The organism is Paraburkholderia sp. D1E (genome assembly GCF_052682275.1).
The window spans coordinates 8,422,692-8,442,469 of record NZ_JBQYMB010000001.1 but is presented as its reverse complement, the minus strand read 5'-3'; the positions used below and the strand labels follow the sequence as shown (position 1 = coordinate 8,442,469).

The window sequence follows — 19,778 nt, the reverse complement described above, 5'->3', positions numbered from 1 at the left end:
AACACCGCTAACCCGCACCGTGGACAAGGCCTGCGTGCGTGATAGAGTGGAACTTGATTCGCCGTCGATGGCTCGCGGCGCACTTCATCGCGCACATCGCGGTCCCGCGCTCAAAGCCCGCCATCCTGCATCGTCTTTGCTAAAATCCGAACTATGTCCAAGAGTACCGATCGCATCAATCTGACTAACCAGTTCCTGATCGCCATGCCGAGCATGGCCGATCCCACGTTTTCAGGGACGGTGGTCTACCTTTGCGATCATAGTGAGCGCGGCGCGCTCGGCCTCGTGATCAACCGGCCGACCGATATCGACCTGGAAGCGCTCTTCAGTCGCATCGATCTCAAGCTCGAGATCGAACCCCTTCTTCATGTGCCCGTGTATTTCGGCGGCCCGGTGCAAACCGAGCGTGGCTTCGTGCTGCACGATCCGAAAGACGGCAATGCCTATACGTCGTCAATGTCGGTGCCAGGCGGGCTTGAGATGACCACGTCGAAAGACGTGCTCGAAGCCGTCGCGAGCGGCACCGGTCCGGAGCGCTTCCTGCTCACGCTTGGCCATGCCGGCTGGGGCGCGGGTCAGCTCGAAGAAGAGATTTCGAAGAACGGCTGGCTCACCGTTGAAGCCGACCCGAAAATCGTTTTCGACGTGCCCGCGGAAGAGCGCCTGGAAGCGGCGCTCGCGCTGCTCGGCATTTCACTGTCGATGCTGTCGGGCGAAGCAGGTCACGCATGAGCCTGCCGGCCGGACGTGAGGCGACGCTGCTTGCGTTCGACTATGGTGAAAAGCGGATCGGCGTGGCGGTGGGCAATTCGCTCACCCGTAGCGCACGGCCGCTCGTGATCGTGCAGAACCGCAGCCGCGAATACCGCTTCGAGGCGGTCGGCAAGTTGATTGCTGAGTGGAAGCCGGACGCGCTGATTGTCGGCTTGCCGATGCATCCAGACGGTACGCCGCACGAAATGACCCAACTCGCGAAGCGCTTCGGTAATCAGCTGAATGGCCGCTTCAATCTGCCGGTTACATGGATCGACGAGCGCTACTCGTCGGTCGAGGCAAAGGCGGAAATCCGCGCCGGCAACGGCCGCGCCGACATGCTCGACGCCCAGGCCGCCAGCATCATCCTCCAGCAATATCTAGACGGACTTTCCGACGATCATGAGTTCCATTGATGCCGAAGCGCTCTACGGCGCTTTGCTCGAACAGATTCGTGCCGCTTATGGTGACAAACTCTGCGCCGGGCAAGACGATGCCGAAGGCGCTGTGCTGGCCGGTATCTACAGTGGCGGTGCGTGGCTTGCCGAGCGCCTCGCGCGCGACCTGCAGGTGCCGAGCTTCGGCGTGGTGAATGTCGCGCTGCATCGCGATGACTACGCAAAAAAAGGCCTGCACTCGCAGGCGAGCCCAACCTCGCTGCCGTTTTCCGTGGACAAGCGCCGCATCGTGCTGGTGGACGACGTGCTGTACACCGGCCGCACGATTCGCGCGGCGTTGAACGAACTGTACGACTACGGCCGTCCGGCATCGGTCGAACTGGCGGTGCTGGCCGATCGCGGTGGACGCGAGCTGCCGGTGGCGGCGCGATTCGTCGGCGGCGTGGTGGATGTGCCGGCCGATGCGACGCTTGTTCTTGCCCGCGAACAAGGTGGAGTCGATGGCAACCCGCATTTCACGTTCCACACTGAAGCACGCGTTGATTGAACGCGACTCCGCATATCCAGCAAAGCGGGTTCACGCGCTGCGGCACTGAACGCGCAGATTGAGCCGTCACACGCAGTCAGCATCGACGTCGTACACGTTGAAGCCCGTATTTGAAGCAGGTACACCATGAACACCGCCACCCAGGCCTCCCAGGATTCAGCCGACAGTGCTACCGAGCGCTTCCGTTATGGCTTCCTGAAGGGCAATCCGCAGCTCACGAAAAACGGCGAGCTCAAACATCTGTTGTCGATCGAGGGCTTGCCGAAGGCGATCGTCAATCACATTCTCGATACCGCCGACCAGTTCGTCAGCGTGACCGATCGCGAAGTGAAGAAGGTGCCGCTGTTGCGCGGCAAGTCGGTGTTCAACCTGTTCTTCGAGAACTCGACGCGCACTCGTACCACCTTCGAGATCGCCGCGACGCGTCTTTCGGCGGACGTGCTGAATCTGAACATCAATGCTTCGTCGACGAGCAAGGGTGAGTCGCTGCTCGACACGATCAACAATCTCTCGGCGATGCATGCCGACATGTTTGTTGTGCGCCATGCATCGAGCGGCGCACCGTATCTGATCGCCCAGCACTGCGCGCCGCATGTGCACGTGATCAATGCCGGCGACGGCCGTCACGCACACCCGACCCAGGGTCTGCTCGACATGTACACGATCCGCCACTACAAGAAGGACTTCACGAATCTGCGCGTGGCGATCGTCGGCGACATTCTGCATTCGCGGGTCGCGCGCTCGGACATTCATGCGCTGACCACGCTCGGCGTGCCGGAAGTGCGTGCGATCGGTCCACGCACGCTGCTGCCGGGCGGTCTCGAGCAAATGGGCGTGCGCGTATTCCATAACCTCGACGAAGGCCTGAAAGACGTCGACGTGATCATCATGCTGCGTCTGCAAAACGAGCGGATGAGCGGCGCGCTGCTGCCGTCGGCGCAGGAGTACTTCAAGAGCTGGGGTTTGACGCCGGAGCGCCTCGCGCTCGCCAAACCTGATGCGATCGTGATGCACCCAGGCCCGATGAATCGTGGCGTCGAAATCGATTCGCAGGTGGCCGACGGTCCACAATCGGTGATTCTGAACCAGGTCACGTTCGGTATCGCGGTGCGCATGGCGGTGATGGGGATCGTCGCGGGTAATCACGACTAAACCGCTTGGCTACACACGCTTGGCTACACAATAAGGCAGCGCATGAAGATTCATATTCAAGGCGGCACGCTGATCGATCCGGCAGCGGGCACCGAACAACAGCAGGACATTTTTATCGCAGCGGGCAAGATCGTCGCCATCGGCAACGCACCTGCTGATTTCAACGCAGCGAAGACGATCGACGCTAAAGGCCTGCATATCGCGCCGGGCCTGGTCGACCTGTCCGCGCGCCTGCGCGAACCAGGCTACGAACACAAGGCGACACTCGAATCCGAAATGGCCGCGGCGCTCGCGGGCGGCGTGACGAGTTTGGTCTGTCCGCCGGATACCGATCCGACGCTCGATGAACCGGGGCTCGTCGAGATGCTCAAGTTCCGTGCGCGCAATCTGAACCAGGCGCATGTGTATCCGCTCGGCGCGTTGACCGTTGGCCTGAAAGGCCAGGTCATCACCGAGATGGTCGAGCTGACCGAAGCGGGCTGTATCGGTTTTTCGCAGGCCGACGTGCCGGTAGTGGACACGCAGATATTGATGCGCGCGTTGCAGTACGCGAAGACCTATGACTATACCGTGTGGCTGCGTCCGGTCGATGCGTATCTCGGCAAGGGCGGCGTGGCCGCGAGCGGCGCGCTGGCATCGCGGCTCGGTTTGTCTGGCGTGCCGGCGTCAGCCGAGACGATCGCGCTGCACACGATCTTCGAACTGGTCCGTGTGACGGGCGCGCGGGTGCATCTGTCGCATGTGTCGTCGGCGGCGGGCATTGCGTTGATGCGCGCGGCCAAGGCCGAGGGCTTGCCGGTGTCCTGCGACGTCACCGTGAACCATGTGCATCTGATCGACGTCGACATCGGCTACTTCGACGCGCAATTCCGGCTCGACCCGCCGTTGCGTCAGCAGCGCGATCGCGAAGCGATCCGCGCGGGTCTCGTCGACGGTACGATCGACGCGATCTGCTCCGACCACACGCCGGTCGACGACGACGAAAAGCTGCTACCGTTCGCCGAAGCCACGCCGGGTGCGACGGGCCTCGAGCTGTTCCTGTCGCTGACGCTCAAATGGGCCGACGAAGCGGGCGTGCCGTTGGCAAAGGCGCTGAACCGCATCACCACAGCGCCGGCCGACGTGCTGAAGCTTGAGGCGGCCGGACGCATCGCCGTGGGCGCCGTTGCCGATCTCTGCGTGTTCGACCGCAACGCGTATTGGCGCGTCGAGCCGCGTGCCTTGAAGAGCCAGGGGCACAACACGCCGTTCCTCGGCTATGAACTGCCGGCGCGCGTGCGAGCGACCATCGTGTCCGGTCACGTTGCATTCGAACAGCGTTAATATCCGCGCCATTGCCCAGTTACGGAAAGCTCCGACAATGAAGCTCGCGCTACGCAAGGCCCGTCTCATCGCGCATCTGCTGCACGGCATGTGGATCGTCGCGACTCGCTTTCCCAAGGCCGGCGCGGATGGGCGGCAGACGCTCAACCGCGAATGGTCGTTGAAAATGCTGCGTTTGTGCGGCATGCAGCTCGTCGTGCATAACGACAGCGTGCGACTCGATCGCGGCGCGCTGGTGGTCGCCAATCACATCTCGTGGATTGATATCTACGTGATCAATGCGTGGCGGCCTACGCCGTTCGTGTCGAAGGCTGAGATCCGGCAGTGGCCAGTGGTCGGCTGGCTTGCGCAGCAACTGGACACGGTGTTCATCCAGCGCGAGAAGCGCAGCGACGCGAAGCGGATCATGCATGAACTGTCCGATCGCCTGAGCACTGGCGAGCTGATGTGCGTGTTTCCTGAAGGGACGACGTCAAGTGGTCTGGCGCTGCTGCCGTTTCACGCGAATATGTTCCAGGCCGCCGTGTCGGCCTCGGCGCCGGTGCAGCCGCTTTGCATCATGTATGAAGATACGCAGGGCCGGCAATCCACCGCGCCTGCGTATATCGACGATCTGACGCTCGCTGATTCGCTGAATATGTTGCTGCGCGGCGGTCCGTTGACAGCACACGTGTATGTCGGCGCGCCGCTTGCGCCGGGTGCGGACAGGCGCACGCTGGCGGCGGAGGCGGAAGGGGTGATTGCAGCGGCATTGCGGGAGATGCAGGGCGGCATGACGAGGTCCGGTGCTGCGATCGCTGCGTCGATTTCATTGCCTAACGCGTCTGACGCCTCCAGCGTTTCCCCGACGCTGATCGAACCAGTCGATCAGTCCGGCCGGTCGGCTTAACGGGGCGGCTTAGTTACCGCCGCCTGCCACGCGGCAAGTTTCACAGTCGACTTGTGTCAGCGTACGTTCCGCAGGATTTTGCGCAAGACGCACGGCGGAAAGTTTCTCGCCCCATACGCAGCCGGAATCCAGGCCGATCAGATTATCGCGCAAGGTCAAGCCAAGCGCGGCCCAATGGCCGAACACGACGGTGACATTCGCGGTCTTGCGCGACGGCACGTCGAACCACGGCATGCTGCCCGGCGGCGCGGAATTCAGCCCGCCGCTGCTGCTGAAATCCATCGCGCCTTCGGCATTGCAGAAGCGGATGCGCGTTAATGCGCTGCACGTCAGGCGCAGCCGGTCGATGCCCTTGATATCGGGCGTCCAGCGATTCGGCTCGTTGCCGTAGAGTCCCGCGAGCGTTTCCTTCCAGTTCGGCGCGCGCAAAGCCCGCTGCAGTTCGTCGGCGAGCTCCATCGTCAGGGCGGCGTCCCATTGCGGCAAAACACCCGCATGCACCATCAGCATGCCGTTGTCGAAATGCGCGAGCGGACGGTGGCGGACCCATTCGAGCAGGTCGGCCGCATCCGGCGCGGCGAGAATATCGTCGATCGTGTCGCCTTTCTTCGACTTGCGAATTCCCGCCGACACCGACAGCAGATGCAGATCGTGGTTACCCAGCACCGGTACGGCGCGATCTCCCAGCGCGATGATGTCGCGCAGCGTGGCGAGCGATTCGGACCCGCGGTTGATCAGGTCGCCCGCGAACCACAGTGGCGTGCCATCGGGCGGCGCGGCCTTGGCCAGCAACTGCTGGAACGGCGTGCGGCAGCCTTGCAGGTCGCCGAAGGCGAGCGGTAGCGGATGCGGCTGGGTCGGGGAAGTGAAGGCGGTAGGTGCTGTCATCGGGGAGTCGGTGCAAATCGATACACGCAGGTACGCACGAGACGTGCCGCGTTGGGCGGTGCAACATGCTAGCGTGACATAATATCCGGTTTGAAGCGCTAATATCGGGCATTGCGCCGTCAGAGGCCGCTAGCCAGCACGACCGCCAAGGGCGGGTGCATTATTGCAATACAACAGGAAGATCCTCGTGAACGGAGAAAGCATGTCGTCTGCCCATGCGACGCAACCTATTCGCACCCTCGTTACCGGGGCGAGTGGCTTTACCGGCCGCTATCTGGTGGAGAACCTGCTCGGCCGCGGCCATACCGTGATCGAGACGGTGGGTGGCCGCGACGAACCGGAAACGCCGACGCGGTTGCGGCTCGACATCACCTCGCCCGACGCTTGCCGCCGCGTGATCGAAATGACGCGGCCCGACTACATTGTGCATCTGGCGGCGATCAGTTTCGTCGGCCATAACGACCCGCTCGACTTCTACCGCGTCAACGTGATCGGCACGCTGAATCTGCTGGAGGCCTGCGCGGCTGTTGGCCATACGCCGCGCAAGCTGTTGATTGCGAGCAGCGCGAACGTTTACGGCAATGTCACCAGCGATGCCATCGACGAAACCTTCCCGGTCACGCCGGTGAACCACTATGCCGCCAGCAAGGCGGCAATGGAAACGATGGTGCGGACCTGGTTCGACCGCTTGCCGATTCTGATCGTGCGGCCGTTCAACTACACCGGCCGCGGCCAGGCATCGAATTTCCTCGTACCGAAGATCGTCGAGCATTTCGCGCGGCGTGAGCCGACTATCGAGTTGGGCAATATCGACGTGGCGCGTGATTTCTCGGACGTGCGCTACGTGGCGAGCGCCTATGAGGCTTTGCTCGACTCGGCGGCCGCGGCTGAAACGGTCAACGTCTGTACCGGTACGCCCTACACGCTGCGGGAGATCCTGTCGGCAGCAAGCGAACTGACCGGGCATGAACTCGAGATTCAGATCAATCCCGCTTTCGTACGACAAAGCGACGTGAAGATGCTGGCCGGATCGCCGGCCAAGCTGCGCTCGCTGGTGCCGAAGGTCGAGTCGATTCCGTTCATGGACACACTGCGCTGGATGTTGGCGGCTTAACTAGCGCATCCGACGGTATCTGCGGGTATCTACCGTTATCTCGCGATGCGGGGTCGCATGGTGGCGCGCTTAGGCCTAAGCGGCTACCGGTGCCACGCGTCGTCGTGTCTCATGCAGACCGTGCGGCGCCGCAACCCGGTTACCCGCCCGGGCAGCGGGCCGGTCGGTCCGCTTGCGCACACGCCCTCTGGTGGCGGCACTCGCCGTCAAGCCACCCCCTCGGAAATCAATGGAAACCAAACCTGTCAAGCTGTTTCAAGTTGTTAGGGTTCTAGTTTTTGCTCAGGGCGGCTTTATAATCAGGGCTTCATAAGATTGGCGTTTGAGCGCCTGCCCGCGGTGCGAGGGGCGGCGGCGGGCGTTGACAAGAATCGGATACCACAACGCGAGGTGGGTAGATCGGCGAGCTGATTCCGATCTGCCACCAACATCTAGAAGGGAATTTCATGATTCTGGTAACGGGCGGTGCCGGCTTTATCGGCGCCAATTTCGTGCTCGACTGGCTCGATGCGTCGGACGAAGCGGTGCTGAATGTGGACAAGCTGACCTATGCGGGCAATCTGGGTACGCTCAAGTCGCAACAGGCCAATCCCCGGCATGTGTTCGTGCGAGCCGATATCTGCGATCGTGCCGCGCTTGACGCGCTCTTCGCCGAGCACAAGCCGCGTGCCGTGCTGCACTTTGCCGCTGAAAGCCATGTGGACCGTTCGATCCATGGCCCGGCTGATTTTGTGCAGACCAACGTGGTTGGCACTTTCACGTTGCTCGAAGCCACCCGTCAGTACTGGAATGCGCTCGGCGAGGCCGACCAGGCTGCGTTCCGTTTCCTGCACGTCTCGACCGACGAAGTGTTCGGCTCGCTGTCCGCTACCGATCCGCAATTTTCCGAAACCACGCCGTATGCGCCGAATAGCCCCTATTCGGCCACCAAGGCGGGTTCCGACCATCTGGTGCGCGCTTACCATCATACGTATGGTCTGCCGGTGCTCACCACGAACTGCTCGAACAACTACGGCCCGTATCAGTTCCCCGAGAAGCTGATTCCGCTGATGATCGCCAATGCGCTCGGCGGCAAGGCGCTGCCGGTGTACGGCGACGGTCAGAACGTGCGCGACTGGTTGTATGTCGGCGACCATTGCAGCGCGATCCGCGAAGTGCTCGCGCGCGGCACGCCGGGCGAGACGTATAACATCGGTGGCTGGAACGAAAAGAAGAACCTCGACGTCGTGCATACGCTGTGCGATCTGCTCGACCAATTGCGTCCGAAGGCGGGCGCTTCGTACCGCGATCAGATCACCTATGTGAAGGACCGTCCGGGTCATGACCGTCGTTATGCGATCGACGCCCGCAAGCTCGAGCGCGAGCTCGGCTGGAAGCCGGCGGAGACCTTCGAGACCGGCCTCGCCAAGACGGTTCAGTGGTATCTGGACAATCAGGTGTGGTCTGACGAAGTCGCTTCGGGTGAGTATCGGAAGTGGGTTGAGACTAACTACGCGCAGCGCGCGTAAGGGCACGGCATGGCGCGCAAAGGCATTATTCTCGCGGGTGGATCGGGCACGCGCCTGTATCCGATTACGCACGTCGTATCGAAGCAGTTGCTGCCGGTCTACGACAAACCGATGATCTATTACCCGCTGTCCACGTTGATGGTGGCGGGTATTCGTGACGTACTGATCATTTCCACGCCGCAAGATACGCCGCGTTTCGAAGCCATGCTCGGCGACGGCAGCCAGTGGGGCATGAATATTCAGTACGCGGTTCAGCCTTCGCCGGATGGTCTTGCGCAGGCGTTCATCATTGGCCGCGACTTTGTGGGCAACGATCCGTCGGCGCTGATTCTCGGCGACAACATCTTCTACGGCCACGATCTCGCGAAGCAGCTCGAACGTGCCAACGAGAAAGATGAAGGCGCTACGGTGTTCGCGTATCACGTGCACGATCCGGAGCGTTACGGCGTTGTCGAATTCGACAAGCAGTTCCGTGCTCTGTCGATCGAAGAGAAGCCGGTCAAGCCGCGCTCGAACTACGCTGTTACCGGCTTGTATTTCTACGACAAGCAGGTTTGCGATATCGCGGCGGACATCAAACCGTCGCCGCGTGGCGAGCTTGAAATCACCGACGTCAACTCGCGTTATCTGGCCAACGCCGCACTCAATGTCGAGATCATGGGGCGTGGCTATGCGTGGCTCGACACGGGCACGCACGATTCGCTGATCGAAGCGGCGACGTTCATCGCGACGCTGCAAAAGCGCCAGGGTCTGGTGGTTGCGTGTCCGGAAGAGATCGCGTACCGGCAGGAATGGATCGACGGTGAGCAACTGCTTGCACTAGCCAAGCCGCTCGCGAAGAACGCGTACGGCAAGTATCTGCAAAACCTTCTTACGGACCACGTTGCATGGCCATCCAAGTAACCGCTACCGCGCTGCCCGAAGTCAAGATCATCGAGCCGAAAGTGTTCGGTGATGCACGTGGGTTTTTCTACGAAAGCTTCAACGGTCGTGAGTTTGCCGAACATGTCGAAGCTGGCGTCGAGTTTGTTCAGGACAACCATTCGCGTTCCGCACGCGGTGTGCTGCGCGGTCTGCATTATCAGATCGTGCATGCGCAAGGCAAGCTGGTGCGCGTCGTGGAAGGCGAGGTGTTTGACGTTGCAGTCGACATCCGCAAGAGTTCGCCGAACTTCGGCAAGTGGGTGGGTGTGATTCTGTCGGAAGAGAATCACCGGCAGTTGTGGGTGCCGCCAGGCTTTGCGCATGGTTTCGTCGTGCTGTCCGAGACTGCGCAGTTTCTGTACAAGACCACGGATTACTGGTTCCCCGAACACGAGCGCAGTATCGTCTGGAACGATCCGGAGATTGGTATTGAATGGCCGATCGACTTCGAGCCGTTGCTGGCTGCTAAGGATGCGGCGGGTAAGCGGCTTGTCGATGCTGAATACTTCGAGTAAGGGGTTGCCGCATGAGCGCACGTGATGCCAGGCGGACGATTCTCGTCACCGGTGTAAATGGTCAGGTTGGCTTCGAACTCGCGCGTACGTTGCAAGGGCTTGGCAACGTGGTCGCGGTTGACCGCGCCACGCTGGATCTGTCCAATCTGGATCAGGTCCGTGCCGTTGTTCGAGACGTGCGGCCTGCACTGATCGTCAACCCCGCGGCCTACACCGCGGTCGACAAGGCAGAAGAGGAGTTCGATCTCGCCATGCGCGTCAATGGCGAAGCGCCGGGCGTGCTGGCCGAAGAGGCGAAAAAGCTCGGTGCAGCGTTGATTCACTATTCGACCGATTACGTGTTCAACGGCGAGAAAGAGGGTGCCTACGTTGAAGACGATCCTACGGATCCGCAGAATGCGTACGGGCGCACCAAGCTTGCCGGTGAGCAGGCGATTGCCGCGACCGGCGTGAATCATCTGGTGCTCCGAACGAGCTGGGTCTACGGCACCCGCGGCAAGAATTTTCTGCTCACCATGCTGCGACTCGGTGCCGATCGGCCCGAGTTGAAGGTCGTTGCCGACCAGTTCGGCGCGCCGACCTGGAGCAATACGATTGCGACACTGACGGCGCATCTGAGCGCCCAGACTTTTGCCGCGGAAGACAGTGCTACATGGTGGAGCGAGCGCTCAGGCATCTATCATCTGTGCGCCGGCGATGCAACTTCGTGGCACGGCTTCGCGTCGGCCATTTTCGAACTCGCGGACCTGCCGAACCAACCGAAGGCACTGCCGATTCCGGCTTCTGACTATCCTACGCCGGCAAAGCGCCCATCCAATTCACGGATGTCGAACGAGAAACTGGCGCAGGTGTTCGGGCTTGCCGCGCCGCATTGGCGCGATGCCTTGAGGCTGTGCCTGACCGACGCTTTTCCGCGATCGCCTGCAGCCCGTTCTTGACGTATAGGACACGCCCTTGCCCGAAGCTCGGCACGTGGCGCGGTGCGTCGGCTGTCTGACGATAGTGAAAGGGGGCAGGGGTAGAATATCGTTCGGTCTGGAAGACTCGCGCTGGTCCGTTATCTGGGCCAAACGCGTTGATGCTCAGGGTGCGCGGATGGTTGTACGACCGATTGATTTTGTGGGTTGTGCTGATTATTCGTGGTCATGGCACTTCCGCAATAAATACGGTACTGAGGGGGCGCTGTGAGTTTGTTACCGATCATTCTTTGTGGCGGGGCGGGTTCGAGACTGTGGCCGGTCTCGCGCGAGTCGCACCCGAAACCGTTCATCCGCCTCGCGGATGGCGAGAGCCTGCTGCAAAAGGCGTTCTTGCGCGCGGTTGCGCTGCCGGGCGTGAAGGAAGTGCTCACGGTAACGAACCGCGATCTGTTCTTCAAGACCGAGGACGATTTCCGCGAGGTGAACACAAAAGGATGTGCAACCTCGTTCATTCTCGAACCGTTCGGCCGCAACACGGCTGCGGCGATTGCCATGGCGGCATTGCATACGGCGAGAGTGCACGGGGACAAGACGGTCATGCTGGTGCTGGCAGCCGATCACCTGATTAGTGACCAGCAGGCGTTCGCCGTAGCTGTGGCGGCTGCGCAGAAGCTGGCGCTGGCGGGCAAGGTGGTGACGTTTGGTGTACATCCAGAGACGCCCGAAACCAGTTATGGCTATATCGAGGCTGATGGCGACAAGGTGGTGCGCTTTGTCGAGAAACCGTCGATCGAGAAGGCCCGCGAGTACCTCGCCTCGGGCAAGTTCGTGTGGAACTCGGGCATGTTCTGCTTTACCGCAGGCACGATTTTGAAGGAAATGCAGCAGCATTGTCCTGAGATTCTCGGTGCGGCTGCCGAGTGCATGGAGAAGTCGCCCTCCGCCGAGGGTAAGGACGGCGCGCAGGTTCGTCTCGAGCCGGGCTCTTTTGGCGCGGTGCCGGAGGTGTCGTTCGACTATGCGGTGATGGAGAGGTGTGAGCATGCCGCGGTGGTTTGTTGCGACATCGGCTGGACGGATGTCGGTTCGTGGACGGCACTCAGCGATCTCTCGCCAGCGGACGGCAGCGGTAATCGTGTCGAAGGCGAAGCACTGCTGCTCGACGTCAAGAACTGCTATTTACGTGGCGGCGACCGGCTGATCGGCGCGGTGGGCGTCGAGAACCTGATCGTGATCGATACGCCGGACGCACTGCTTATCGCGGATAAGGACCGGGCTCAGGACGTGAAGCAGATTTTTGCCGAACTCAAGTCGCGCGGTCACGAAACGTACAAGGTGCATCGTACGGTGCACCGGCCGTGGGGGACTTATTCGGTGCTCGAAGAAGGCCCTCGTTTCAAGATCAAGCGCATCGAGGTCAAGCCGGGCGCGAGTCTCAGCTTGCAGATGCATCATCATCGCAACGAGCATTGGGTAGTGGTCAGTGGCATGGCCAAGGTCGTGAACGGAGAGCAGGAACTGTTCGTATCGACCAATGAGTCGACCTACATCCCCGCGGGTCATAAACATCGCCTCGAAAATCCGGGTGTAGTCGAGCTCGTGATGATTGAAGTGCAGAGCGGCGAATATCTGGGCGAAGATGACATCGTCCGCTTTGAAGACATTTACGGACGTACTTGAGATGGATATCAGTTTTAGCAACGATTCGGAAGACCTCACTCGCCACACTGAGAGCGACGATTTGATCGTCGGCATGAAGTCGGTGCGGGTGTGGGGCACGCTGGGATGGCACGATATCCGGCAACGGTATCGCCGTTCGGTGCTCGGGCCTTTCTGGTTTACGTTGAGTACGATCATCATGGTGGTGGTGTTGGGCGCGCTGTATTCCACCTTGTTGCATCAGGAAATCTCCAACTATCTTCCGTACCTCGCGGTTGGTCTGGTCGTATGGGCGTATCTGGCCGCAGTAGCAAATGAGGGCTGTATTGCCTTTATTGGCGCCGCCTATCTGATCAAGCAGATCCGTTTGCCACTTACCGTCCACGTATGTCGCATCGCGTGGCGCAATTTTGTGATTCTGTTGCACAGCTTGCCGGTGGTCGTGGTGTTGCTGCTCATTTTCGGGCGCTGGCCGGGCTGGGAATTCCTGCTGGTTCCGTTCGCACTCGCTATTCTGTTGCTGCATGGCGTCTGGCTCGGCGTGACGCTCGGCGTGCTGTGCGCGCGCTTTCGTGACATTCCGCCGATTGTCACCAATCTGATCCAGGTCGTGTTTTTCTTCACGCCTGTGATGTGGTCCCCTGAAATTCTGAAGGACCGCGCGTGGGTCGCCGAATACAACCCGCTCTATCACCTGATCGAGACCGTGCGTGCGCCGCTGACCGGTCGCCCGACTCATTGGCAGTCGTGGGCGTGGTCGATCGGCCTGTTAATTGTCGGTTTTGCCTTCGCGCAATTCCTGATGAAACGTTTCCGTAATCGCGTTCCTTACTGGCTTTGATATTGTGAGTTCCTCATCGATTGTTGCTCGTCACATCTCCGTCGAATTTCCGATCTACGAGAACTCCCATCGCTCATTGAAAAAGGCGGTGCTGAATCTCACGACGGGTGGCCGGATCGGCCAGGATGCGGGTCGTCACGCGATCGTTAAAGCGATCGACGACCTCACTTTCAGCTTTACCGAAGGCGAGCGCGTGGGTCTGATCGGCCACAACGGTTCGGGCAAGACAACCCTGCTGCGCACGCTCTCGGGCGTGTACGCGCCGGTACGCGGCGAACTCAAGGTGCAGGGCAAGATTGCTTCGCTTCTGGATGTGTCGATGGGCCTCGACCCCGATGCAACCGGCTTTGAGAACATCTATCTGCGTGGCATTCTCGACGGCCTGAAACCGGCGCGTATCCGTAGCAAGATCGACGAAATCGCCGATTTCAGCCAATTGGGCGACTACCTGAATCTGCCGGTGCGCACCTATTCGAGCGGGATGATGCTGCGTCTTGCGTTCGCCATTTCGACCAGCGTCGAAGCCGACATTCTGATCATGGACGAATGGCTGAGCGTGGGTGATGCGGAATTCAGCATCAGGGCGGCTGAACGTCTCGAGAGCCTGGTGGGCAAGGCATCGCTGCTGGTCGTTGCATCGCACGATCCGAAGCTGGTGGCACGGGTGTGTAATCGCAAGATTTCCATGGAGCACGGCAAGATGGTCTCCGACGAACCGGTGATCGCACCGGAAGTCAGTGACGGGCCGTTGATCAGTGACTCTGCGCGGTTACCGCACTGACGCGGCAAGCGGGCATGCGTGAACCAGTCGGATGATCACGGCACAGCTTGATGCGTACATTCGAAAATGTGTGATGCGGGTGCCGAGCTTCGGCCGGTAGACAGGCCTCTCGCCCAATACAACAGTGCCACTGAACGCGGCTGCGGACCTCCAGCAGCGCGTTCGGCGGGAGCCACACAGGCACAACAAGGTTCGAATTCATGCGAGCTAATCATCCATTTCTGCGGTACTCCGAGTCACTGCTTGTGCGGCAGCCCTTTCGCACGCTAAAGGGTTTCGCGGGTGGCTATATTGCCTATCCGATCGCCGAGAGTCGCGAAAAGCGCTGCGTACGTCCGAAGATCGAAGAGTTGCGGCAGCACTACGCGTTGCCGATGCCGCATCGCCGTCGCATTGCGCTCGAGCGGCTCGCCAACATTCTCGAATTCGCCGGTGCCCAGGTGCCGTACTATCGTGACCTGTTCCAAGCAAAGCAGTTCGATCCTGCAAAGGTCAAGCAAGACTCGCGCTATCTGGAAGATCTCCCTTATTTGACCAAGGACATCATTCGCGAGCAGGGTCCGCGCATGTTGTCGATACCGCTCGAAGCAGGCCGCCATCACATTTGCAAGACTGGTGGCTCGACGGGATTGTCGACCACGATCTACTACGATCAGCAAGGCGCGGACTACTCGTCTGCCGTCACGTTCTACGCACGCGAGCGGATCGGTAAGTTGCGCCATCGTTCGGAACTTCACTTTGCCTGCCGTTTCCCGGATCAAGCGATTCCGGAATGGCCGTCGCGCGAAGACTTCAAATGCTTCGCGATGAATCGCAGCAACATCTTCTTCGACCGGATCGACGACCAGGGTCTCGAGGAAATGTGGCAGACGCTCAAGCGTCGTAAGCCTTATCTCGCCCACTCGCATCCGTCGACCATGTATGCGCTCGCGTGTTACGTGCAGCGCAAATACGGTGGCGGCAAGGCGTTTGCCGTGTTCGAGTCGAGCGGTGAATTGCTTGAGCCGCATGCGCGCGAAATGATTGCGAAGGCATTGCGGTGCCGGGTGATCGATCGCTACGGTCTAGCGGAGCTCGGCGTGATGGCCTATGAACTTGATGGCCATGAAGGCGGCTTCCAGATTCTCGAGTCCGAAGGATGGCCAGAAAGCCGTGTCTCGGAAGGCAATCCCGATGGCGCGCATGAGCTCGTTTTCACAGGTTTCCGCAACCGGTTGATGCCGCTGATCCGCTACGCGACGGGCGACCTTGCGCGCGTGCAGGAGACCGAGAAGGGCTTCTTCCTGACGGACGTCGTCGGACGGATTCATGACGTCGTGCCGATCAACGGCGTGGCGCACCCGACACACCATATTCAGGACATGCTTGATCATCGCGTCGGTGGGATTCAGGAGTTCCAGATCGATCTGCGAACCACGCCGCCCACTTTGCGAATCGTGCTTGAACCGACTGCAAACGCGGAAGAAACGACGAACAAGCTACGCCACTTCTGGCAGGATGCTTTCACGATCGACTATGTTGGGCACGACGATCTGGTGCGTGTCGGTAGCCGCGCTAAATTTCGTCACGTGGTGACCGCATGATTGGAATTCTGTTCTCAGGTGCGTCGGCAGAAGCTGGCCAATATGTATTGGCGGCGGTACGGCGCTCGGTCAGCTCGACCCAGGCGCAATCGATCTCGCGCAGCAGGCTGCGCGAGATTGCACCGGATGTGGTCGTCGCAGTCGACGCACCCGATGGGTGGAGCGCGGACCTGATCGAGTGGTTGCGTGCCCAGCCTCGCAAGCTCGTGGTGTTCGGCCACATGCCGGTAGCGCTCGCGGATTATCTGCGCTATCACACGACGGATTGGCCGGCCGGGTTGGAGACCGCAAGCCGCAGCGCGCCAGCGCCGTCGGGCGAAGCGCGCGAGAGCGCGGCGGTGGTGCGCTACGGCGCGTTGGCGCAGTCGCTGGACGGCCAATCCTGGCAGCGTCCATTCGAGCGTTTCGACTTCGCCGACGAGTGGAACAACCTCGGCTATGGCGCGATTCGCGGCGACGGTTCGATCTGGTCGGTTGGGCAAGCGGTCCAGGTGCCTGCCGAAGCGGAACTCGCGGCTGTCTTCGTGGCCGGGGAGCGACAGTTCTCGTATGCTGCGCTGTCCGATACAGGCACGTCGAGCGTACTGTGGTTCAACCGTGCGGTCGGCCCGTGTGACTCGTTCGAATGGCGCATGGTCGAGAATTTTCTGTCGGGCTATCGGCCGGACGCGTTGCCGTGTCAGCCGGTGCTGAGCGAGTTGCCGTGGGGTTACGACGCGGCGATCACATCGCGGCTCGATTGCGATGAGGACGTCGAGTCGGCGCGTCCGTTGTGGCAAGCCTATCAGCGTCTGGGCGTGCCTTTCACATTGGCGGTGCACACGCAGAACCTGGATCGCGAGGAGCATCACGGCATTCTTCGTGAGCTGCTGGCGGACCGGCAACAGGGTGCTGTGCTGTCGCACACGGCGACCCATGCGCCGAACTGGGGTGGCAGCTATGAAACGGCCCTCGCAGAGGGCGCCCATTCGGCGGCCTTGATCGAAGCGGTGACCGGCACCCCGGTGCGCTACGCGGTGTCGCCGTTTCACCAGTCGCCGTCCTACGCGATGCGTGGCCTTGCCGACGCCGGTTATGACGGTTGCATCGGCGGGATCATCCGTAATGATCCGGAGTTCCTGACGGCGCGTGGCGGCGCGTTGGCCGGCTTGCCGGCAGGCTTTATCGGACATAGTCAGCAGTGCATGCTGCACGGCGAATGTATGCTCAAAGAGGGCGACAAGCTTGCCATTTTCAAGCAGGCCTTTGACGGCGCTTACGTCACCAACACGCTGTTTGGTTATCTGGACCATCCGTTCTCTGAGCGCTATGCATATGGCTGGCCGGATGAGGCATTGCGCATCGACGCTCACGAGAAATTCATTGCGTACATCAGAAGCAAGGCGCAAAAACCGATCTTCATGCACGAGGAAGCGGCGCTCGATTTTCTCAAGTTCAGGTCGCTGGCCCAGGTGATCGAAGAGGGCGGGACGTTCCGCATTCTGACACCGTCGAATGGCGCGTCGCCTTTGACGCTTGGCGTCGAGTTTCGCGGTGCTCACGTGCAAGTCGAGGCAGGGAAATCATTCCAATGAAAGTCATGGTGGTGATGGGCACGCGGCCCGAGGTTATCAAGCTTGCGCCGGTCGTACGGGCGTTGCGCACCGAAGTCGATACCGTCGTCTGCGCGAGCGGTCAGCACAAGGACATGGCTGCGCAAGCGCTCGAGTTCTTCGGCATCGAACCGGACATTACGCTCGACACGATGAGTCCCGGGCAATCGCTAAACGCTTTGTCGTCGCGTCTTTTGTCGGCGCTCGATCATGCGCTGGACCAGGTGCGCCCGGATTGGGTGATCGTGCAAGGCGATACGACCACGGCATTTTGCGCTGGTCTCGCCGCTTTTCATCGCGGGATTCCGGTTGGCCACGTCGAAGCCGGATTGCGCACCGGTGATCTCAAGAGCCCGTTCCCCGAGGAAGCGAATCGCACCCTGCTGAGCCACATCACCGCACTGCACTTCGCGCCAACCGAGCTCGCGCGCCAGAGTCTGTTGAGCGAAGGTATTGCTGCGGAAAAAATCATCGTCACCGGCAATACAGTAGTGGATGCGATTGCCGAAGTGCGCCGGAGCTGGGACGTTACGCCTCCGGCGAGTCCGCTGCCGCTATGGACGGGCGCCGAGCAGCAGCACATCCTCGTTACTTGTCATCGGCGCGAAAACTTCGGTGACGTGTTGCAAGACATTTGTCGCGTGTTGCGCGACCTTTGCCAGCGCTATAGCGATTACCGCTGGATCTTTCCGGTGCACCTGAATCCGGCCGTGCGTGAACCGGTGCTGCGTGAACTGAACGGCATCCCTAATCTTGCTTTGATCGAGCCGGTTGATTATCCGACCAGTCTCTATCTGATCAGCGGCAGCGCGGTCGTCGTCAGCGATTCCGGTGGCATTCAGGAAGAAGCGCCGACCTTCGGCGTGCCGGTCGTCGTGATGCGCAATCACACTGAGCGGCGCGAAGGTGTTGACGCGGGCTTTGCAACGCTGGCCGGTCAGTCGTCGAACAATATCGAGCGCGCGGTAATGGGCTGGCTCGACGATCCGGCACGTCGAGAGGCGCTGCGTAATCGCGCGAACCCTTACGGCGACGGATTGGCCTCGCAGCGCATTCTCGATAGTCTGCTGGGCCGGCCGGTCGAGGTGTTCAGTGGTTGAACGCAAGGACACGACGCCTGCCGCGCGAGACTGCGTGTTGTTTTCTACCGCCGATTGGGACGAGCCGTATTGGACGAACAAACAGCATACGGCGAGCATTCTGGCCGCGCGCGGCTGGCGGGTGCTTTACGTGGAGAGCGTCGGTTTCCGCTCGCCCAAAGTCGGCAGCGGGCGCGACTGGGCCCGCTTGTGGCGCCGTCTGTGGCGTGGCGTGCAGTCGCTCGTAATCGGGCCGCCGCAGCGCGCTGAAAACGTCTGGGTGCTATCGCCGCTGATGGTGCCGGCTGGGCACCATCTACCGTTCGTGCGAGCGCTGAACCAGGCGTTGCTGCGGTTTTCTGTGACCCGTTTCGCGAAGTCGCGGCGCTTCAGGGATCCGGTCGTCTGGACTTATCACCCGTACATGCTCGACGCAATTGCGACGCTGCCGCGCGGGCCGCTCGTGTATCACTGCGTCGACGATATCGCTGCGATTCCTGGCGTTGACGTGACAGCGTTCAATAATGCACAGCAAGCACTGCTCGCGCGTTGCGACGCAGTCTTCACGACTGCAAAATCGCTGCAAGAGACTTGTCTGCCGTATAACCCGAACACGCACTACTTCGGCAACGTGGTGGACGATGCGCACTTCGGCGAGGCGCATGCTGATGGGCCGTTGCCGCCGGAGCTTGCCGCGATTCCGGAGCCGCGGCTGGTGTATCACGGTGTGCTGTCCGACTTCAAGGTCGACTTCCCGCTGCTTTTGCAGACCGCGCAGGCTCGGCCACAATGGCAGTGGTTCATCATTGGCGAGGAGCGTGAAGGGCAGCGCAGCGAATTGCTCGCGCAACTGGCACGTTTGCCGAACGTGCATCTTCTCGGCTATCGCAGCTATCAGACCTTGCCGCACTATATGCGCGGCATGCAGGTCGGTGTGCCTCCCGACCTTGCTGAACGAGTACACCCGTTCGATGTTCCCGATGAAGTTTTACGAATACCTGGCCGCTGGCTTGCCGGTGGTGTCGACGCCGTTGGACTTTGCGAAAGAACCGCGTGCCGGGCTCGAAGTGGGCGGTGATCTCGACGCTTTCGTCGCGGCGATCGAGAAGCAACTGGCCCGCGGCAAGTTGAGCGCGGATGAGGCGCGCGCGGCGGTGGGCGAAAACACTTGGGAACGTCGGCTAGACAAGATGCTTGGCATCACGTTTCATAGCGATGGTCGGGACGGGGCCGGTAAGCCGGGCTCGCTGGGTGCGGTTGCGTGATCATCAAGACCATGACTTACAAAATGGCGTTTGCCAGTGTTCCATCA

The 19,778-nt window shown here is 60.9% G+C and carries 18 protein-coding genes and 1 pseudogene; 18 read left to right on the top strand and 1 reads right to left on the bottom strand.

Features of this window, described 5'->3' with window-relative positions; translation table 11 throughout:
- Window positions 1-153: 153 nt before the first annotated feature.
- From ACUN0E_RS37975 to ACUN0E_RS37950, 6 genes are all read left to right on the top strand, one after another.
- Entirely contained in the window at window positions 154-732 is a 579-nt protein-coding gene (locus ACUN0E_RS37975; protein ID WP_054041678.1) for a YqgE/AlgH family protein, read from the top strand.
- Entirely contained in the window at window positions 729-1,169 is a 441-nt protein-coding gene (gene ruvX, locus ACUN0E_RS37970; RefSeq protein WP_408332982.1) for a Holliday junction resolvase RuvX, read from the top strand. Before ACUN0E_RS37975 ends, ruvX begins: the two co-directional genes overlap by 4 nt.
- Window positions 1,156-1,698: a bifunctional pyr operon transcriptional regulator/uracil phosphoribosyltransferase PyrR gene (pyrR, locus tag ACUN0E_RS37965; protein WP_445569840.1), complete on the top strand. Its 543-nt coding sequence runs from the start codon at window positions 1,156-1,158 to the stop codon at window positions 1,696-1,698. Before ruvX ends, pyrR begins: the two co-directional genes overlap by 14 nt.
- Before the next feature lie 126 nt (window positions 1,699-1,824).
- Window positions 1,825-2,850: an aspartate carbamoyltransferase catalytic subunit gene (locus ACUN0E_RS37960; RefSeq protein WP_120346234.1), complete on the top strand. Its 1,026-nt coding sequence runs from the start codon at window positions 1,825-1,827 to the stop codon at window positions 2,848-2,850.
- 42 nt (window positions 2,851-2,892) lie between these two features.
- Complete coding sequence (locus ACUN0E_RS37955) at window positions 2,893-4,173, top strand: dihydroorotase (RefSeq protein WP_445569839.1); 1,281 nt, start codon at window positions 2,893-2,895, stop codon at window positions 4,171-4,173.
- Window positions 4,174-4,210: 37 nt separating this feature from the next.
- Window positions 4,211-5,062: a lysophospholipid acyltransferase family protein gene (locus tag ACUN0E_RS37950; RefSeq protein ID WP_445569838.1), complete on the top strand. Its 852-nt coding sequence runs from the start codon at window positions 4,211-4,213 to the stop codon at window positions 5,060-5,062.
- Window positions 5,063-5,071: 9 nt separating this feature from the next.
- Here ACUN0E_RS37950 and ACUN0E_RS37945 read toward each other — a convergent pair whose 3' ends face one another.
- Entirely contained in the window at window positions 5,072-5,950 is an 879-nt protein-coding gene (locus tag ACUN0E_RS37945; protein WP_408390531.1) for a symmetrical bis(5'-nucleosyl)-tetraphosphatase, read from the bottom strand.
- 202 nt (window positions 5,951-6,152) lie between these two features.
- Here ACUN0E_RS37945 and ACUN0E_RS37940 point away from each other — a divergent pair, with 202 nt between their 5' ends.
- The 12 genes and pseudogenes from ACUN0E_RS37940 to ACUN0E_RS37885 all read left to right on the top strand — a co-directional run bounded on the left by ACUN0E_RS37940 (window position 6,153) and on the right by ACUN0E_RS37885 (window position 19,731).
- Window positions 6,153-7,064: a GDP-mannose 4,6-dehydratase gene (locus ACUN0E_RS37940; protein WP_408390529.1), complete on the top strand. Its 912-nt coding sequence runs from the start codon at window positions 6,153-6,155 to the stop codon at window positions 7,062-7,064.
- A 446-nt stretch (window positions 7,065-7,510) separates the two neighbouring features.
- On the top strand, window positions 7,511-8,572 hold the full coding sequence (gene rfbB, locus ACUN0E_RS37935) for a dTDP-glucose 4,6-dehydratase (RefSeq protein WP_445569837.1): 1,062 nt from the start codon (window positions 7,511-7,513) through the stop codon (window positions 8,570-8,572).
- 9 nt (window positions 8,573-8,581) lie between these two features.
- Window positions 8,582-9,475, top strand: coding sequence for a glucose-1-phosphate thymidylyltransferase RfbA (gene rfbA, locus ACUN0E_RS37930; protein ID WP_408216390.1), 894 nt, complete (start codon window positions 8,582-8,584; stop codon window positions 9,473-9,475).
- Window positions 9,460-10,011: a dTDP-4-dehydrorhamnose 3,5-epimerase gene (gene rfbC / locus ACUN0E_RS37925; protein ID WP_445569836.1), complete on the top strand. Its 552-nt coding sequence runs from the start codon at window positions 9,460-9,462 to the stop codon at window positions 10,009-10,011. The genes rfbA and rfbC overlap by 16 nt, the downstream gene beginning before the upstream one ends.
- Before the next feature lie 11 nt (window positions 10,012-10,022).
- Window positions 10,023-10,949, top strand: a complete 927-nt coding sequence (gene rfbD / locus ACUN0E_RS37920; protein ID WP_445569835.1) for a dTDP-4-dehydrorhamnose reductase — start codon at window positions 10,023-10,025, stop codon at window positions 10,947-10,949.
- Between the two features lie 246 nt (window positions 10,950-11,195).
- Window positions 11,196-12,611: a mannose-1-phosphate guanylyltransferase/mannose-6-phosphate isomerase gene (locus tag ACUN0E_RS37915; protein WP_445569834.1), complete on the top strand. Its 1,416-nt coding sequence runs from the start codon at window positions 11,196-11,198 to the stop codon at window positions 12,609-12,611.
- A 1-nt stretch (window position 12,612) separates the two neighbouring features.
- Window positions 12,613-13,431, top strand: coding sequence for an ABC transporter permease (locus ACUN0E_RS37910; RefSeq protein WP_445569833.1), 819 nt, complete (start codon window positions 12,613-12,615; stop codon window positions 13,429-13,431).
- Between the two features lie 4 nt (window positions 13,432-13,435).
- Window positions 13,436-14,212: an ABC transporter ATP-binding protein gene (locus ACUN0E_RS37905; RefSeq protein WP_445569832.1), complete on the top strand. Its 777-nt coding sequence runs from the start codon at window positions 13,436-13,438 to the stop codon at window positions 14,210-14,212.
- 200 nt (window positions 14,213-14,412) lie between these two features.
- Window positions 14,413-15,795 carry a phenylacetate--CoA ligase family protein gene (locus tag ACUN0E_RS37900; RefSeq protein ID WP_445569831.1) on the top strand — a complete coding sequence of 461 codons (1,383 nt, stop codon included), beginning with the start codon at window positions 14,413-14,415 and terminating at the stop codon, window positions 15,793-15,795.
- Window positions 15,792-17,369, top strand: coding sequence for a polysaccharide deacetylase (locus ACUN0E_RS37895; protein ID WP_445569830.1), 1,578 nt, complete (start codon window positions 15,792-15,794; stop codon window positions 17,367-17,369). Before ACUN0E_RS37900 ends, ACUN0E_RS37895 begins: the two co-directional genes overlap by 4 nt.
- Window positions 17,366-18,487: a non-hydrolyzing UDP-N-acetylglucosamine 2-epimerase gene (gene wecB / locus ACUN0E_RS37890; RefSeq protein WP_445569829.1), complete on the top strand. Its 1,122-nt coding sequence runs from the start codon at window positions 17,366-17,368 to the stop codon at window positions 18,485-18,487. The genes ACUN0E_RS37895 and wecB overlap by 4 nt, the downstream gene beginning before the upstream one ends.
- Window positions 18,480-19,731, top strand: a pseudogene (locus tag ACUN0E_RS37885) (glycosyltransferase). Before wecB ends, ACUN0E_RS37885 begins: the two are co-directional and overlap by 8 nt.
- Window positions 19,732-19,778: the final 47 nt, after the last annotated feature.

What these genes read in the sequence shown, in the direction of transcription:
- ACUN0E_RS37975 (WP_054041678.1), top strand. Translation starts at nt 154, where the DNA reads ATGTCCAAGAGTACCGATCGCATCAATCTGACTAACCAGTTCCTGATC.
- ruvX (WP_408332982.1), top strand. Translation starts at nt 729, where the DNA reads ATGAGCCTGCCGGCCGGACGTGAGGCGACGCTGCTTGCGTTCGACTAT.
- pyrR (WP_445569840.1), top strand. Translation starts at nt 1,156, where the DNA reads ATGAGTTCCATTGATGCCGAAGCGCTCTACGGCGCTTTGCTCGAACAG.
- ACUN0E_RS37960 (WP_120346234.1), top strand. Translation starts at nt 1,825, where the DNA reads ATGAACACCGCCACCCAGGCCTCCCAGGATTCAGCCGACAGTGCTACC.
- ACUN0E_RS37955 (WP_445569839.1), top strand. Translation starts at nt 2,893, where the DNA reads ATGAAGATTCATATTCAAGGCGGCACGCTGATCGATCCGGCAGCGGGC.
- ACUN0E_RS37950 (WP_445569838.1), top strand. Translation starts at nt 4,211, where the DNA reads ATGAAGCTCGCGCTACGCAAGGCCCGTCTCATCGCGCATCTGCTGCAC.
- ACUN0E_RS37945 (WP_408390531.1), bottom strand. Translation starts at nt 5,950, where the DNA reads ATGACAGCACCTACCGCCTTCACTTCCCCGACCCAGCCGCATCCGCTA.
- ACUN0E_RS37940 (WP_408390529.1), top strand. Translation starts at nt 6,153, where the DNA reads ATGTCGTCTGCCCATGCGACGCAACCTATTCGCACCCTCGTTACCGGG.
- rfbB (WP_445569837.1), top strand. Translation starts at nt 7,511, where the DNA reads ATGATTCTGGTAACGGGCGGTGCCGGCTTTATCGGCGCCAATTTCGTG.
- rfbA (WP_408216390.1), top strand. Translation starts at nt 8,582, where the DNA reads ATGGCGCGCAAAGGCATTATTCTCGCGGGTGGATCGGGCACGCGCCTG.
- rfbC (WP_445569836.1), top strand. Translation starts at nt 9,460, where the DNA reads ATGGCCATCCAAGTAACCGCTACCGCGCTGCCCGAAGTCAAGATCATC.
- rfbD (WP_445569835.1), top strand. Translation starts at nt 10,023, where the DNA reads ATGAGCGCACGTGATGCCAGGCGGACGATTCTCGTCACCGGTGTAAAT.
- ACUN0E_RS37910 (WP_445569833.1), top strand. Translation starts at nt 12,613, where the DNA reads ATGGATATCAGTTTTAGCAACGATTCGGAAGACCTCACTCGCCACACT.
- ACUN0E_RS37900 (WP_445569831.1), top strand. Translation starts at nt 14,413, where the DNA reads ATGCGAGCTAATCATCCATTTCTGCGGTACTCCGAGTCACTGCTTGTG.
- ACUN0E_RS37895 (WP_445569830.1), top strand. Translation starts at nt 15,792, where the DNA reads ATGATTGGAATTCTGTTCTCAGGTGCGTCGGCAGAAGCTGGCCAATAT.
- wecB (WP_445569829.1), top strand. Translation starts at nt 17,366, where the DNA reads ATGAAAGTCATGGTGGTGATGGGCACGCGGCCCGAGGTTATCAAGCTT.